Below are 14,725 nucleotides of genomic sequence, written 5' to 3' on the forward strand. Positions count from 1 at the left end.
CTCACCCTAGACGAGCGGAGTCGGCGGAGGCTGGAGCGGGCCGCCCTCGAGAAGCGCCTGGAAGAGGACGTGGTCCTGCCACTCCCCGGCGATCCGCAGGTAGCGCCGCGCGACGCCGATCCGCTCGAACCCGTTGCGCTGCAGCACGGTCTGCGATCCGACGTTGTGGAGGAGCGTCCCGGCCTGCACGCGGTGCAGCCCCAGATCCTCCCGTGCGGTGCGCAGGACGGCTCCGACCGCGCGGGTCATCACGCCGCGGCCCTCCAGATCGCTGTCGAGCCAGTAGCCGAGCTCGCCGCTGTCGAAGGCGCCGCGGACGATGTTCGCGAGGGTCAGCCGACCGACGATCACGCCGCCCGCGTCGAGGACGAGCGGGAGCACGCTGCCGGCCCGGTGCGCGGCGAGCGCGTCCGCGACGGCGTCGGTCTGGCCCCCCGCCTCGAAGAAGCGGGTCGAGCGCGTCGGCTCCCAGGGCGCGAGGTGCCGGCGGTTGCGCCGGTACGCGGCGGCGAGGGCCGGTCCGTCGTCCCGCGAGACGAGCCGCAGGAGGGTGCCCTGGTCGTCGACGGGGATCGGGGCGGGCATCCTGCGAGGGTAGCGCCGGAGCCGGGAACGACAGAACCCCCGGCCAGGGGCCGGGGGTTCTCGTGGTGGGCGATACTGGGATCGAACCAGTGACCTCTTCCGTGTCAGGGAAGCGCGCTACCGCTGCGCCAATCGCCCGTTGCTCCGTGCGGAGCGCCTCGTTCGGTGAACGATCGAGGTGGATACGGGATTCGAACCCGTGTATACGGCTTTGCAGGCCGCTGCCTCGCCTCTCGGCCAATCCACCGTGTACGGGATTCGGTGTCGGCGGCCCGAGGGCCGACCAGGTGGGAGGCACCCGAGGGTGCCGTCCCGATGACGCCGGTCCGAGGACCGGTGTTCGAGCGGATGACGAGATTCGAACTCGCGACCCTCACCTTGGCAAGGTGATGCGCTACCGCTGCGCCACATCCGCATGTAGGTCGTACTGGTGTTGCCGTCTTGCGTGTCGTGCTGTCGTGCTGCCTGTCCGGCGCTTTCGCTGCCCGGCTCGACCTAGAAGAATGTATACGACAGCGGCGCCGGAATCCAAATCGAGCGGACGCCGATCCCGCCGCTCGGAGTCCGATCCGCGTCTTTCCGCGCGAAACCGGCTCGTCGCCGTCCGTTCACCCGGGCGTGGCGGGCGTCGGCGGTGCATCCGGGCCCCGCGGATCCGCTACGATCGTCTCTCGGGTCGTCCAGCACGTCCCCCTGGGCGATTGGCGCAGTTGGTAGCGCGCTTCCTTCACACGGAAGAGGTCATCGGTTCGAGTCCGGTATCGCCCACCCTCACCCCCGGTCCGTGCTCACGCACTCGGCCGGGGGTTCTCTCGTCCCGCCGCGGCCGTCCTCCGTCGTCGCAGCGCCCAGTCGAAGGAGCCGACCCGCGATGATGGGCCGCTCGCACGCCGTCTCCGGTGCGCTCGCCTGGGCCGTCGCCGCCTCCGTGCCCGCCGTCGCCGGGCCCCTCGGCCTCGCGGGTCTCCCGCTGGACCTCCGGCTGGTCGGCCTCGGAGTCGCCGCCGGCTGGGCCCTGGTGCCCGACGCGGACCACGCGAGCGCGACCGTCTCCCGCTCGGCGCCGGGCGCCTCCCTGCTCACCGCGACCGCGGGCCGGATCAGCGGAGGGCACCGGCACGGGATGCACTCGCTGCTCGCGGTCGCCGTCGTCTGGTACCTGGTGCCGGTGCTCACGGCGCTGCGCTTCCCGGTGCCGATCGTCGGCCCCGTCGCCGTGGCCGCCGTGCTCACGCTGCCCGCCCTCGCGTTCGCCGCGAAGGCCGTCCGGGCCGCCCCCTCCTGGCGCATCGCCTGGGCCGGGGCGACGGTCGTCACGGTCCTGCTCGTCGCGCTCGCCGACGGCACCTGGGCGTGGCTCCGGGTCGCCGCGACGCTGGGCTACCTCGTGCACGTGGCCGGCGACGCCCTCACGACCGGCGGGATCAACTGGCTGTGGCCGCTGCGCGTGCGCCTGCCGCGGCGCCTGCGCCGGACGCCGCTGCGCCACGTCTGGACCACCGGAGGCTACGCCGCGCTGCCCGTCCTGGGCTCCGCCGGGTCCTGGCGCGAGACGGTCCTCTACTGGCTCATGTCCGCGGCGACGATCGTGCTCACCGCCTCGATGATCACGGCCGAGCTGCTGTAGCCCGGGGCGCCCTTTTCAGAAGACCTTCCCCGGGTTCATGATCCCCAGCGGGTCGAACACGGCCTTGATCCCGCGCTGGAGCGCCAGCGAGTCCTCGCCCAGCTCCTCCGCCAGCCAGCGCTGCTTGAGCAGTCCCACGCCGTGCTCGCCCGTGAGCGTGCCGCCGAGGGCCAGGGCCGTGCGGAAGAGCTCCGCGGCGGCGTCCCAGACGTCCTCCTCCACGGGTCCGTCCCCCGCGGGCAGCACGAAGTTCGGGTGGAGGTTCCCGTCCCCCGCGTGGGCGACGGTGGGGATGCTGAGCCCCGTCCGCTCCTCGATGCCGCGGATCGCCGCGAACATCGCCGGCAGCGCGGAGCGGGGCACGCAGACGTCCTCGATCAGCACGCGGCCCTCCGCCTCGAGCGCCGGGTGGAAGGCCCGGCGGACGGCCAGCAGAGCCTCACCCTCGGCCGGGTCCTCGGTCGCCTCGGCGGCGCCCCCGGAGGCGGTCACGATCTCGAGGACGCGCTGCGACTCCTCCGCCGCTCCTCCGCCGTCCGTCTGGACGAGGAGGTAGGCGGCACCGCGGTCCAGCATCGCTCCGGTGTAGCGCGAGATCGCGGCGAGCGCCGCCTCGTCCATCAGCTCCATCACCGCGGGACGGAGCCGCGCGGCGGTGATCGCGGCGGAGGCGGCGGCCGCGGCGACGACGCTCGGGAAGTACGCGCCGACCGTGACCACGCGCCCGGTCGGGATCGGGCGGAGCTTCACGGTGGCCTCCACGATGACGCCCAGCGTCCCCTCGGAGCCGGTCAGGAGCGCGGTGAGGTCGTACCCGGTGACTCCCTTCACGCTGCGGCGGCCGGTGCGGAGCAGGCGTCCGTCGGGGAGGACGACCGTCAACCCGAGCACCGCCTCGCGGGTCACGCCGTACTTGGCGCACAGCAGCCCCCCGGCGTTCGTCGCGATGTTGCCGCCGATGCTCGAGATCGCGCGGCTCGCGGGGTCGGGCGAGAAGACGAGGCCGTGCGGAGCGACGGCGTCCGACAGCGCCTGATTGATGACCCCGGGCTCGACCACCGCCAGCTCGTCCTCGAGCGACACCTCGAGGATGCGGTCCATGGCGGCGGTCGAGAGGACGAGCGCTCCCTCGCTCGCCACTCCCCCGGCAGCGAGGCCCGTTCCCGCTCCGCGCGGCACGACCGAGAGCCGGTGCTCCGTCGCTATGCGCAGCGCCGCCTGCACGTCCTCGACCGAGCGGGCAGCGACGAGCGCGAGCGCGCGACCCGGTGCGGAGAAGCCCGACTTGTCGGTGTGCACGGCCTCGAACCCGGGGCCCTCGGTCAGGACCGCGTCGCCGAGCGCGTCGCGCAGCTGTCGGAGGATCTCGTGGTCGTGCATGGTTCACTCCGTGCGGTCGCGGGCGGGTCCTGCCGATCCTTCCACGGGCGCGGGGCAGGATGGCGGGATGACCGGAGAGACGCGATGGCCGCGGTGACGAGCGCGGGGATCCTGCTGCACCGCGAGGGCCCCTCCGGCACCGAGGTGTTCCTCGGGCGGATGGGCGGCCCCTTCTGGACCCGGCGCCCCCGCGCGTGGACGATCCCGAAGGGCGTGCACACCGGCGACGAGACGCCGCTGGACGCCGCGCGACGAGAGTTCGAGGAGGAGACCGGCGCTCCTCCGCCCGACGGGGAGCTGACCCTCCTCGGCGCGTTCCGGCAGAGCGCGGCCAAGACCGTCACGGTCTTCGCCGGGCGCGGACACGTGGACACCGCCTTCGTCGCGAGCAACACCTTCGAGCTGGAGTGGCCGCGGGGCTCCGGCGTGCTGCGCAGCTTCCCCGAGCTGGAGGACGCCCGGTGGCACCCGCTCGACGAGGCCCGCTCGCTGGTGGTGGCCGGGCAGGTCGCCGCCCTCGACGCGCTGGCCGAGCTGCTGGCGGATCCGGACGGCGGGGACCGGGCCGGCACCGCCCCCTAGTCCGCGGTCGCGTAGACCCGCAGGCCCAGCGGCACGATCCGCACCACGGCCTCGTCGAACCCGTCGCGGGAGCCGTCGAAGCGCTCGGTCTCGCCGTCGTGCGCCCACTCGGGGTCGTCCCCCGCGGGCCGGCGCGCGCCGACGGTGATCTCCGGCGTCGAGAACGACTCCACCACCGGTGCCCGCCAGCCGGGCACACGGCCGACCACCGGGGTCGCCGTACGGCCGAGCAGGAGCGAGAACGCTCCCCGGGTGCGAGGAGTCCGTCCTGAGTGCAGGATGCGCACGTCGAGGTGGCCGTCGTCGAGCCGACGCCGGGCGAGCGGGGCGGCCGTGCGCGGGTGCTCCTGGTTCACCCCGACGAAGTACGACCAGACGAGCTGCGTGCGCCCGTCGCGCCGGAGCTCGAACGGATCGGTGCGCCGCACGACCGAGAGGGCCGCGATCACGGCGGCGAGCGGCTTCCCGATCCGCTTCTCGCGCTTCTCGCGGGCCGCGACGAACTCCGGGTAGACGCCGATCGAGACCGTGTTGAGCACCGTGACCGGGTCTCCCCCGTCCGCGACGACCTCGGCCACGTCGACGTCGCGGCGCTCGCCGATCGTCGCCGCGTCGAGCGCGTCCTGGACGGTGAGCAGCCCCAGCGCCTTCGCGAAGTGGTTCATGGTCCCGCCCGGCAGCACGAGCAGCGTCATCCCCTCGGCGCGGGCGAGAGCGGCACCGACCGACATGGTCCCGTCCCCGCCGTAGATCCCGAGCACCCGGGGCGGAGAGTCCCCCGAGCGCGCCTCGCGCACCACGTCGGCGAGGTCCTCCCCCTCGGTCAGCCGGTGCACGCGCGCCTTCGGGAACCGGGCTCGGACCAGCGGCTCGGGATCGGGGCGGTGCGAGTCCCGGCCCGCGCCGGGGTTGAGGACCACGAGGAGGGCGGCGCCGTCCCCCAGCGGGCTGCGGTCGACGGGGGGCCGGGTCGCGCGCTCCGAGACGGGCACGTGGCGCGGCTCGGCCGGCAGGACGGCTCGGCCGACGACCGCGACCGCCGCGCCGAGCGCCGCGCCGCCGAGGACGTCCGAGAGCCAGTGGACGCCGACGTGCAGGCGGGAGAAGGCCACGGCGGCGGCGAGCGGGGCGACCGCCGCCCCCACTCGGGGCGACTCGAGCGCGACCCCGGCGGCGAAGGCGGCGGCGCTCGCCGCGTGACCCGAGGGGAAGGACGCCGACGTCGGCACCGTCGCCAGGCGCCGGCCGACCGGGACGTCGACGAGGAGCGGCCGGTCGCCGCCGAACACGCGCTTGCCGACCAGGTTCGCGAGCGCGCTGGCCGCGGCGAGCGAGGCGGTCCCCCGCAGAGCCTCGCGGGGACGGCCCGCCAGGAGCAGCAGGACGCCGACGCCGGCCCAGAGGACTCCGTGGTCCGCGGCCCGGGAGAGCCCCACGAGCGCCCCGTCGACGACGGGCGACGGGCGACGGGCGTTCAGCCGCCGGGCCGCACGAGCGTCCGCCCGGCGCACGACGCGCGGGACGGTGACGAGTCGGCGGAGCAGGACGGACGGGGGTCGGGTTCCGCGGAGGGCCATGCGCTCAGCGTAGGAGGAGGCGCCTCCGCGGTCCCTGGACCGGTCGACAGCGCGCTACACCTCGCCGAAGCCCGACTCGACCAGATCGCCGAGCCGGCCGACCGCCTCCTGGGCCTGCGGCCCCGACGCCGAGAGGACGACCTCGTCCCCGCGGTCGAGCCCCAGCGACATCACGCCGAGCAGGCTCGTGGCGTCCTTGCCGTTCGCGTCGATCCGGGCGTCGAAGGTGGCGGCGAGCGTGACGAAGTCGGCCGCGGGACGGGCGTGCAGGCCGTTCGGGTTGATGAGGCGGACGCGGCGCTGCACGCGCTCGTCACCGGGCGAGGCCTCCTCGGCGGGAGCAGCGAGCGCCTCGCCCCGGGCCGACTCCGCGGCGGCGAGCACCTCGTCCAGCGACGCCCCCGTGCCCGCGGCGACGGCGGCCGCGACCGCCCCCTCCACCAGCGGGGCGTCGGCGATCCGGACCCGGGCGCGCGCGTCGTCGTCGAGGAACTCGACCGCGGTCTCCGCCGTCATGATCGCCGAGCCGAGGTCGCAGAGGACGACGACCCCCTCGCCGGAGTCCGCTTCCGCCAGGGCCGCCGTGATGCGGTCGAAGCTGGTGCCGATGCCGCCGTCGTCCGTCCCGCCCGCGGCGACCAGCGCGACCGAGGCCGCCATCTGCTCCGCGAGCTCGACCAGCCCCTCCGCCAGCTGCGCGCTGTGCGAGACCAGGACCAGCCCGACGCTCACGCCGCCGCCTCGGCTGCTGCGCGGAGCAGGAGCACGGTCGACACGCTGCCGGGATCACGGTGCCCGATGGCGCGCTCGCCGAGGTAGCTGGCGCGTCCCTTGCGGGCGACCAGCGGGTCCGTCGACTCCGCTCCCCTCTGCGCCGCCTCCGCCGCCGCGGCGAGGACGTCGGCCGGAGCCGCTCCCTCCTCGGCGGCGGCCGCGGCCGCGTCGACCGCCGGCGTCCACGCGTCCACCATCGTCTTGTCGCCCACCTCGGCCTTGCCGCGGAGCACGATGCCGTCCCTCGCCGCGGCCAGGAGAGCTGCGACGTCAGCGCCCTCGAGCGCGTCCTCGCCCGCGACCGCGGCGGAGGCCTTCAGGAACGCCGTGCCGAACAGCGGGCCCGAGGCGCCGCCGACGGTGGAGATGAGCGTCGTCGCGACCAGCTTGAGCACGTCCGCCGGGAGCCCCTGCTCCGGCGCCCCGTCCAGCTTCGCGACCACGGCCTGGAAGCCGCGGTCCATGTTCTCGCCGTGGTCCCCGTCGCCGATCGCCCGGTCGAGCGTGATCAGCTCGACCCGGTGCTCCGCGATCGACTCGGCGGCGCGGCGGATCCACGCCGTCGCCCACGCCGCGTCGAGCCCGGCTCCCTGTGCGTCCTGCATGGTCGTCTCCTCCTCGTGGGCCGCTCCTGCGGCTGTCGTTCCGGTCATGGTGTGCGCGCGGGCGCTCAGCGTCCCCACCGCAGCGCCGCGGTCTGCACCGGGGAGTCCCACAGCTCGGTCAGGGCGTCGTCGAGCTTGAGGACGGTGAGCGAGAAGCCCTGCATCTCGAGCGACGTCGTGTAGTTGCCGACGAGGCTGCGTGCGACGGTGATCCCCTTCTCGGCCAGCGCCTCGGCTGCGCGGCGGTAGGCGAGGTACAGCTCGATCTGCGGCGTGCCTCCCATGCCGTTCACCAGGAGCAGCACCTCGTCCCCGGAGGAGAACGGCAGGTCCTCCAGGATCGGGCCGAGGATCCGGTCGACGATGCGGTCGGCCGGCTCCAGCGCGATCTTCTCCCGGCCGGGCTCGCCGTGGATGCCGATGCCGATCTCGATCTCGTCCTCGCCCAGCTCGAAGCTCGGCTCGCCCGCGTGCGGGACGATGCACGGCGTGAGGGCGACGCCCATCGAGCGCACGTTGGAGATCACCGTCTCGGCGATCGTCGCGACCTCGTCGAGGGAGTCGCCCCGCTCGGCCGCCGCGCCCGCGATCCGCTCGACCAGCACGGTGCCGGCCACGCCGCGGCGGCCCGCGGTGTAGAGCGAGTCCTTCACCGCGACGTCGTCGTCGACGATCACGCTGCGCACCTCGATCCCCTCGGCGCCGGCGAGGTCGGCCGCGGTCTCGAAGTTCAGGACGTCGCCCGTGTAGTTCTTCACGATGTGCAGCACACCCGCGCCGCCGTCGACGGCCTGCGTGGCCGCGACGATCGGGTCGGGCGTGGGCGAGGTGAAGACGGGACCGGGGACGGCGGCGTCCAGCATCCCGAATCCGACGAAGCCCGCGTGCAGCGGCTCGTGCCCGCTGCCGCCACCGCTGACGATGCCCACCTTGCCCGAGCGGGGCGCGTCGGCCCGCACCACGAACAGGGGATCCGACACCACCCGGACCAGGTCGGCGTGCGCCAGGCCGAAGCCGGCCACCGACTCCGTGACGACGTTCTTCGGGTCGTTGATGAGCTTCTTCATCGAGGTCTCCTCCAGGATCGGGCCACCACTCGGGCGTCCCGTGACCTGCGGGCGATCCGGCGCGTGGTGGATCGCCGCCCGCACCGTCGCGGACAGCATCCCCACGTTACGCCCTGCGCTCGCGCCTACGGCAGCGGGACGACGGCGCGCTGCGTCTCGCGGACCCACTCCTCGAGCTTGGCCGTGGCGGCCCCGGAGTCGACGGCCTCTGCCGCGCGGTCCATCGACGTCCGCAGGCGCTCCAGGACGGGCGTGCGCACCAGGTCCGGGTCGCGCGCCAGGTCGAACGCCGCGAGGCCTGCGGCCGCGTTCAGAAGGACGATGTCGCGGACGGGGCCGCCGTCTCCCGCGAGCACCGAGCGCACCACGCTCGCGTTGTAGGCGGCGTCTCGGCCGCGCAGGTCGTCGATCCGCGCGCGGGGCAGGCCCAGGTCGCGCGGGTCGAGGTCGTGCTCGACCACGGAGCCGCGCGACACCTCCCAGATGTGGCTGTGACCCGTGGTCGTGAGCTCGTCGAGGCCGTCGTCCCCGCGGAACACCAGAGCCGTCGCCCCGCGCGTCCGGAACACGCCGACGACCAGCGGCACCCGGTCGAGGTGCGCCACCCCGACCGCAGAGGCCTCGGGACGCGCTGGATTGCAGAGCGGGCCGAGGAAGTTGAACACCGTCGGCACGCCCAGCTCGGCGCGCACCGGACCGGCGTGCCGGAAGCCGGGGTGGAAGAGGGACGCGAAGACGAAGGCGATCCCCGTCCGCCGGAACACCTCGGCCACCCGCTCGGGGGAGAGGGAGAGGTCGACCCCGAGTGCCGCGAGCACGTCGGAGGAGCCGGAGGAGGAGGACGCGGCCTTGTTCCCGTGCTTCACGACGGGCGTGCCGGCGGCGGCCGCGATGATCGACGCGGTGGAGGAGATGTTGACGGTCCCGAAGCGGTCCCCGCCCGTCCCGACGATGTCCAGGGCCATCGGGTCCACGTCCAGCGGCACCGCGTGGTCGAGGATCGCGTCGCGGAAGCCGACGATCTCGTCGACGGTCTCGCCCTTCGCCCGGAGGGCCACCAGCAGTCCGGCGAGCTGCGCCGGAGTCGCCGCGCCCTCCATCACCTGCTCCATGGCCCACGTCGCCTCGGAGACGCTCAGATCGGAGGACTCGAGGAGTGCGCTGAGAACGTGCGGCCAGGACAGGGTTTCCGACATGGCTCCCAGATTATGCGACGAGGATCGCCTCCCGGCTAGTGCGACTTCCCTCCCCTGCCATCGGCCATAATGGTCTGTGTGACGAGCACCTCTCTCTCCCCCACGGCCACCGCGCCCGTAGTGAACCGACCCAACCCGGTCGCGGTCGGAACGATCGTCTGGCTGGGCAGCGAGGTCATGTTCTTCGCAGGCCTCTTCGCGATCTACTTCACCCTGCGCAGCACCTCCCCCGAGCTCTGGGGCGCCGAGACCCAGATCCTCAACGTCCCCTACGCGGGCGTGAACACGGTGATCCTCGTGGCCTCGTCGTTCAGCTGCCAGTTCGGCGTGTTCGCCGCCGAGCGGCTGCAGCCGCGTGCGACGGGCCTCAGCCCGTTCAAGTGGGGCATGGTCGAGTGGTTCTTCCTCACCTACGCCCTGGGCGCGGTCTTCGTCTCCGGCCAGGTGCTCGAGTACGCGACCCTCGTCTCCGAGGGCGTCACGCTCTCCAGCAACGCCTACGGCTCCGCCTTCTACCTGACGACCGGCTTCCACGCCCTGCACGTCACCGGCGGCCTCATCGCGTTCCTCCTCGTCATCGGCCGCGGCTTCGCGGTCAAGAACTTCGGCCACAAGGAGGCGACGAGCGCCATCGTCGTCTCGTACTACTGGCACTTCGTCGACGTCGTCTGGGTCGGCCTGTTCGCCGTCATCTACTTCCTCAAGTGACGCGCCCGCCGATGCCCCACTCCACTCCCGACCCCCGCAGGAAGGACGCCTCGATGGCCTCCCCGAAGACGAAGAGCCGAGCCAAGAAGGGTCGCCGCCACCCGCTCGCCACCCTGGCCCTGATCGCCATCGGCCTCGGGCTCACCGGCGGGACCTACGCCGCGGTCGGCGTCGCGACGTCCGCCTCCGCGGAGACGTCGTCCACCAGCCAGCAGACGATCGACGAGGGCTCGAAGCTCTTCGCCGCGAACTGCGCCACCTGCCACGGCCTCGACGCCGCGGGCACCGACAACGCGCCCTCCCTCATCGGAGTGGGCGCGGCGTCGGTCGACTTCCAGGTCGGCACCGGCCGCATGCCGATGCAGATGCACGGCCCCCAGGCGCTCGAGAAGCCGGTGCAGTTCACCGACGAGCAGGTCGGCGAACTCGCCGCCTACGTCGCGTCGCTGGCCCCCGGCCCCGCGATCCCCGAGGGCGAGGTCCTCGACGGACAGGGCGACGCGGCGAACGGCGCCGAGCTGTTCCGCATCAACTGCGCCATGTGCCACAACGTGGCCGGAGCCGGCGGCGCGCTCACCGAGGGCAAGTTCGCTCCCCCGCTGGGCGGCGTGACCGAGGCGCACATCTACGAGGCGATGGTCACCGGCCCGCAGAACATGCCGGTCTTCAACGACCTGAACATCTCGCCCGAGGACAAGCGCGACATCATCTCGTACCTCAAGTACATCGAGGCCAACCCGTCCCCGGGCGGATTCGCGCTCGGCTCCCTCGGGCCGGTCGCGGAGGGCCTGTTCCTCTGGATCTTCGGCCTCGGCGCGATCGTGGCCCTGACGGTGTGGATCACCGCCCGATCCAACTAGACGACTGCAGCGCCCTGACGGGCGCGACTGACCCACGGCACCGACTGGTGCCGACACGGCGTGAAAAGGAGAACCATGGCAGAGCACGATGAGGGTGGCACGGACCTCGCCACCTCGTCGGCCACCGGGCACGGAACGGCTCCGGCCGGCACCGCGGTCGTGACGCGGGATCGCGTCCAGGACCCGGGCCTCCCGCCGCACCGCCCCCGGATGACCGACCTCGACCCCAAGGTCGAGAAGCGTGCCGAGCGCACGGTGTACACGCTCTTCTACCTCTCCTTCGCGGGCTCGATCTTCGCGGTCGCCGCCTACATGGCGTTCCCGATCACCGAGGACGTCGCGTCGGTCCGGCTGAACACGCTGTTCATCGGCCTGGGCATGTCCCTCGCCCTCCTGGGGATCGGCATCGCCGCCGTCCACTGGGGCAAGCAGCTGATGTCGGACCACGAGGGCATCGACATCCGCCACCCCGTCCGCAGCGCGGAGCCCACCCGCGCCCGTGCGCTCGAGATCTTCGACCAGTCCGACAAGGAGTCCGGCTTCGGCCGCCGCTCCCTCGTCCGGAACAGCCTGATCGCCTCCCTCGTCGTGTTCCCCCTGCCCGCCGTGATCCTGTTCCGGGGCCTCGGCCCGCAGGACCAGAACCCCGTCGCCCTCCTCAAGACCACCCTGTGGGAAGAGGGCACGAGGCTCACCCTGGACCCGTCGGGAGCGCCGATCCTCGCATCGGACGTCACCCTCGGATCCGCCTTCCACGTCATCCCCGAGGGCCTCAACGACGCCGAGGGCAAGCTGGAGGAGAAGGCCAAGGCCGCCGTCCTCCTGATGCGCCTGAAGCCGGAGGACCTCATCGTCAGTGAGGGTCGCGAGACCTGGAACTACGACGGAATCGTCGCCTACTCCAAGATCTGCACGCACGTCGGCTGCCCTGTGGCGCTGTACGAGCAGCAGACCCACCACCTGCTGTGCCCGTGCCACCAGTCGCAATTCGACATCACGCGCGAGGCCGCCGTCATCTTCGGCCCGGCGAAGCGTCCGCTTCCGCAGCTCCCCATCACCGTCGACGCCGAGGGTTACCTGGTCGCCAGAAGCGACTTCACGGAGCCCGTCGGACCGTCCTTCTGGGAGCGATGACTCACATGTCCACCACCACCCCCTCACGCCCCTCCAGCTCCCCCGCGGAGCCCGAGGACGGCGTCATCCTCGGATCCGGCAAGTTCCAGAAGGGGTACGTCGGAGCGGCGTCGAACTACATCGACGAGCGCACGAGCATCTCCGCGGTCGTCAAGGAGTTCGGTCGCAAGATCTTCCCCGACCACTGGTCCTTCCTCCTCGGCGAGGTCGCGCTCTACAGCTTCGTCATCATCCTGCTGTCGGGCACCTTCCTCACCTTCTTCTTCCAGGCCTCGATGGTCGAGACGCACTACGAGGGCAGCTACCTGCCCCTCAAGGGCATCGAGATGTCGGCGGCGATGTCGTCCTCGCTCGACATCTCCTTCGACATCCGCGGCGGCCTGCTGATGCGGCAGATCCACCACTGGGCGGCACTGCTGTTCGTGGCCTCGATCGGCCTGCACATGCTGCGCATCTTCTTCACCGGTGCGTTCCGCAAGCCCCGCGAGCTCAACTGGGTCATCGGCTTCGTCCTCTTCATCCTTGCGATGGCCGAGGGCTTCACCGGCTACTCGCTCCCCGACGACCTGCTCTCGGGCAACGGCCTCCGCATCATCGACGGCATGGTCAAGGGCATCCCGATCGTCGGCACCTGGATCTCGTTCCTGCTCTTCGGCGGCGAGTTCCCGGGCACCGACATCGTCGGCCGCCTCTACACGCTGCACATCCTGCTGCTGCCGGCGCTGGTGCTCGCGTTCATCGCCCTGCACCTCGTGTTCGTGGTCGTCCACAAGCACACCCAGTTCCCCGGTGCGGGCAAGACCGAGCAGAACGTCGTCGGCTACCCGGTGCTGCCGGTCTACGCCGCGAAGGCCGGTGGATTCTTCTTCATCGTCTTCGGCGTCGTCGTCCTCATCGCCTCGCTGTTCACGATCAACCCGATCTGGAACTACGGCCCGTACGACCCCTCGCCCGTCTCCGCGGGAACCCAGCCCGACTGGTACATCGGCTTCGCCGACGGCGCCCTGCGCCTCGTCCCGCCGGGACTCGAGTGGGCCATCCCGGGCATCGGAACCCTGTCGTTCAACATCCTGATCCCGCTCGTCGGCCTCGGACTGTTCATCGCCGTGGTCATGCTCTACCCGTTCCTCGAGGCGTGGATCACCGGTGACAAGCGCGAGCACCACCTGCTCGACCGCCCGCGCAACGCCGCGACCCGCACCGCGATCGGCGCCGCCGGAGTCAGCTTCTACGCCGTCCTCTGGGCCGCCGCGTCGTCCGACCTCATCGCGACGCACTTCCACCTCACGATGGAGGGCGTGATCCACAGCCTGCAGTTCCTGCTCATCGCGGGTCCGTTCATCGCGTACTTCATCACCAAGCGCATCTGTTTGGCGCTGCAGAAGAAGGACCGCGAGATCGCGCTGCACGGCTTCGAGTCCGGCCGTATCGTCCGCCTCCCCGGCGGCGAGTTCATCGAGGTGCACCAGCAGCTCGACGAGTACGAGCGCTGGAAGCTCGTCGGTCAGGACGAATACGAGCCCCTGATGATCCGTCCGGACTCGCGTGGCCGCATCACCGCCCCGCAGCGCGTCCGCGCCGGCCTCTCCCGCTGGTTCTTCGAGGACCGGATCACCCCCGTCACCCAGAAGGAGCTCGAGAGCTCGCACAGCGAGCACTGATCCTCCCCCGAAGGGCCCGGACGTTCATTCGTCCGGGCCCTTCGTCGTTCCTGCAGCGGGGCGGCGCCTGACTCCTGGAGCGGTGGAGGTCGGCGGTAGACCGGGAGCCGGTGAGACCGGATCACAGCGCCTCGACGGCGACAAGCCGGCAGGAAGGTGGGGCGATACTCCGGACCTCGAGACCTCCGCTCCTTGGATCACGTGACGCCGTCTCACCGCCGAGCTGGAGACGTCCGCCCCCGTCCGATCATGGAGTGATCCATTCCCTCTGCGTGCTCGCAGTGTGGTCGTCCGGTGAGGTACTCGGTTCCCTTACACGTCGAGACGCTCCGGATTAGTTCGAGGGCACCCGTCCCCAGCAGGCCTATCAGGACTGCCCTCCCCCCACTCACGGTCGAACCCTCTGTGATCGGCGACGGCGACGCTCGCCGGTGCGCAGAGGAGGCGACCTCCGGACATCGACGACCGTCGCTGCAGCGACGTCTCAGGCTCCCGGTCGTCGCGCCGACCGGCACACAACCCGTTAGCAGTACCGAGGAGCTCCACGAGCTGCAGGGGCGCGCGCGGTTCCGTCGGGGTGCAGGCTCCACTGGGTTTAGAACGGTGTGCAGAGGTCCGCAGGGCGGCGCAGGCGCCAGAACAGGCGCAGCAGCCCCAGTACAGCCGCAGGCGCAGCAGTATCCGCGATCCGTAGCGCGCCACCGCCGTCGGCACGCCCACAGGCGCACAGGAGAGCCGCCACAGGCGTAGCCCGCTCACCCGCGACCGGAGCAGGAGCCGTCGCAGCGCAGACCCGTAGGGGTGATGACGCGGGCCGACGCTCCTGCTCGGCGTCGCCCGCTGCACTCCCCTGCGAGCTTCCACGTCGCGGGCCGCCGGGATGTGCCCAGACGAGTTCCTCCGCGCAGGACGCCTCGGTGTCCCGCGCGCATGACACCGCGAGAGATCCAGCTCACCTCGTCATCCCTC

General features: G+C 72.2%; 13 protein-coding genes and 4 tRNA genes. 7 read left to right on the plus strand and 10 right to left on the minus strand.

All coding sequences use genetic code 11. The features are described from left to right. Positions 1-6: 6 nt before the first annotated feature. From GTU71_RS05705 to GTU71_RS05720, 4 genes are all read right to left on the minus strand, one after another. Positions 7-585, minus strand: a complete 579-nt coding sequence (locus GTU71_RS05705) for a GNAT family N-acetyltransferase (protein ID WP_159939461.1) — start codon at positions 583-585, stop codon at positions 7-9. A 63-nt stretch (positions 586-648) separates the two neighbouring features. Further along, a tRNA-Val gene (locus tag GTU71_RS05710) sits at positions 649-723 on the minus strand. Between the two features lie 38 nt (positions 724-761). Beyond that, positions 762-832: transfer RNA gene (locus GTU71_RS05715), tRNA-Cys, on the minus strand. A 96-nt stretch (positions 833-928) separates the two neighbouring features. Further along, positions 929-1,000, minus strand: a tRNA-Gly gene (locus tag GTU71_RS05720). A 280-nt stretch (positions 1,001-1,280) separates the two neighbouring features. Here GTU71_RS05720 and GTU71_RS05725 point away from each other — a divergent pair. Continuing rightward, a tRNA-Val gene (locus GTU71_RS05725) sits at positions 1,281-1,353 on the plus strand. A 103-nt stretch (positions 1,354-1,456) separates the two neighbouring features. Then, positions 1,457-2,212, plus strand: a complete 756-nt coding sequence (locus GTU71_RS05730; RefSeq protein WP_104283713.1) for a metal-dependent hydrolase — start codon at positions 1,457-1,459, stop codon at positions 2,210-2,212. A 15-nt stretch (positions 2,213-2,227) separates the two neighbouring features. Here the strand turns inward: GTU71_RS05730 and GTU71_RS05735 are convergent, their stop codons facing one another. Continuing rightward, complete coding sequence (locus GTU71_RS05735) at positions 2,228-3,592, minus strand: FAD-linked oxidase C-terminal domain-containing protein (RefSeq protein WP_159939462.1); 1,365 nt, start codon at positions 3,590-3,592, stop codon at positions 2,228-2,230. Positions 3,593-3,676: 84 nt separating this feature from the next. Here GTU71_RS05735 and GTU71_RS05740 point away from each other — a divergent pair, with 84 nt between their 5' ends. Beyond that, complete coding sequence (locus GTU71_RS05740) at positions 3,677-4,174, plus strand: NUDIX domain-containing protein (protein WP_159939463.1); 498 nt, start codon at positions 3,677-3,679, stop codon at positions 4,172-4,174. On the opposite strand, the gene GTU71_RS05745 is transcribed toward GTU71_RS05740, so the two are convergent. From GTU71_RS05745 to trpD, 5 genes are all read right to left on the minus strand, one after another. Further along, positions 4,171-5,751 (minus strand): bifunctional phosphatase PAP2/diacylglycerol kinase family protein, encoded by a 1,581-nt coding sequence (locus tag GTU71_RS05745; protein ID WP_104239316.1) that lies wholly within the window; start codon positions 5,749-5,751, stop codon positions 4,171-4,173. The two genes, GTU71_RS05740 and GTU71_RS05745, sit on opposite strands and share 4 nt — an antisense overlap. A 54-nt stretch (positions 5,752-5,805) precedes the next feature. Beyond that, entirely contained in the window at positions 5,806-6,483 is a 678-nt protein-coding gene (gene dhaM, locus GTU71_RS05750) for a dihydroxyacetone kinase phosphoryl donor subunit DhaM (protein ID WP_104296187.1), read from the minus strand. Beyond that, positions 6,480-7,130 carry a dihydroxyacetone kinase subunit DhaL gene (dhaL, locus tag GTU71_RS05755; RefSeq protein ID WP_104251072.1) on the minus strand — a complete coding sequence of 217 codons (651 nt, stop codon included), beginning with the start codon at positions 7,128-7,130 and terminating at the stop codon, positions 6,480-6,482. The genes dhaM and dhaL overlap by 4 nt, the downstream gene beginning before the upstream one ends. Positions 7,131-7,195: 65 nt before the next feature. Next, a complete protein-coding gene (gene dhaK / locus GTU71_RS05760; protein ID WP_104283717.1) occupies positions 7,196-8,197 on the minus strand; it encodes a dihydroxyacetone kinase subunit DhaK in 1,002 nt (333 codons plus the stop codon). Between the two features lie 125 nt (positions 8,198-8,322). Next, positions 8,323-9,393 carry an anthranilate phosphoribosyltransferase gene (gene trpD, locus GTU71_RS05765; RefSeq protein ID WP_104246758.1) on the minus strand — a complete coding sequence of 357 codons (1,071 nt, stop codon included), beginning with the start codon at positions 9,391-9,393 and terminating at the stop codon, positions 8,323-8,325. Positions 9,394-9,462: 69 nt separating this feature from the next. On the opposite strand from trpD, the gene GTU71_RS05770 reads away from it, so the two are divergent. The 4 genes from GTU71_RS05770 (at position 9,463) to GTU71_RS05785 (ending at position 13,756) form a co-directional block, all read left to right on the plus strand. Then, positions 9,463-10,101, plus strand: coding sequence for a heme-copper oxidase subunit III (locus GTU71_RS05770; RefSeq protein ID WP_104224647.1), 639 nt, complete (start codon positions 9,463-9,465; stop codon positions 10,099-10,101). Between the two features lie 53 nt (positions 10,102-10,154). Further along, positions 10,155-10,961: a c-type cytochrome gene (locus GTU71_RS05775; RefSeq protein ID WP_104224648.1), complete on the plus strand. Its 807-nt coding sequence runs from the start codon at positions 10,155-10,157 to the stop codon at positions 10,959-10,961. A 75-nt stretch (positions 10,962-11,036) separates the two neighbouring features. Then, positions 11,037-12,095 (plus strand): Rieske 2Fe-2S domain-containing protein, encoded by a 1,059-nt coding sequence (locus GTU71_RS05780; protein WP_104225358.1) that lies wholly within the window; start codon positions 11,037-11,039, stop codon positions 12,093-12,095. A 5-nt stretch (positions 12,096-12,100) separates the two neighbouring features. Next, a complete protein-coding gene (locus GTU71_RS05785) occupies positions 12,101-13,756 on the plus strand; it encodes a ubiquinol-cytochrome c reductase cytochrome b subunit (RefSeq protein WP_104224650.1) in 1,656 nt (551 codons plus the stop codon). Positions 13,757-14,725 lie beyond the last annotated feature (969 nt).

Origin of the sequence: Rathayibacter sp. VKM Ac-2762 (assembly GCF_009866585.1) — a bacterium.
Lineage (GTDB): Bacteria > Actinomycetota > Actinomycetes > Actinomycetales > Microbacteriaceae > Rathayibacter.

Coding starts and splice junctions, on each gene's coding strand:
- GTU71_RS05705 (WP_159939461.1), bottom strand. CDS start 585: ATGCCCGCCCCGATCCCCGTCGACGACCAGGGCACCCTCCTGCGGCTC.
- GTU71_RS05730 (WP_104283713.1), top strand. CDS start 1,457: ATGATGGGCCGCTCGCACGCCGTCTCCGGTGCGCTCGCCTGGGCCGTC.
- GTU71_RS05735 (WP_159939462.1), bottom strand. CDS start 3,592: ATGCACGACCACGAGATCCTCCGACAGCTGCGCGACGCGCTCGGCGAC.
- GTU71_RS05740 (WP_159939463.1), top strand. CDS start 3,677: ATGGCCGCGGTGACGAGCGCGGGGATCCTGCTGCACCGCGAGGGCCCC.
- GTU71_RS05745 (WP_104239316.1), bottom strand. CDS start 5,751: ATGGCCCTCCGCGGAACCCGACCCCCGTCCGTCCTGCTCCGCCGACTC.
- dhaL (WP_104251072.1), bottom strand. CDS start 7,130: ATGCAGGACGCACAGGGAGCCGGGCTCGACGCGGCGTGGGCGACGGCG.
- dhaK (WP_104283717.1), bottom strand. CDS start 8,197: ATGAAGAAGCTCATCAACGACCCGAAGAACGTCGTCACGGAGTCGGTG.
- trpD (WP_104246758.1), bottom strand. CDS start 9,393: ATGTCGGAAACCCTGTCCTGGCCGCACGTTCTCAGCGCACTCCTCGAG.
- GTU71_RS05770 (WP_104224647.1), top strand. CDS start 9,463: ATGGTCTGTGTGACGAGCACCTCTCTCTCCCCCACGGCCACCGCGCCC.
- GTU71_RS05775 (WP_104224648.1), top strand. CDS start 10,155: ATGGCCTCCCCGAAGACGAAGAGCCGAGCCAAGAAGGGTCGCCGCCAC.
- GTU71_RS05780 (WP_104225358.1), top strand. CDS start 11,037: ATGGCAGAGCACGATGAGGGTGGCACGGACCTCGCCACCTCGTCGGCC.
- GTU71_RS05785 (WP_104224650.1), top strand. CDS start 12,101: ATGTCCACCACCACCCCCTCACGCCCCTCCAGCTCCCCCGCGGAGCCC.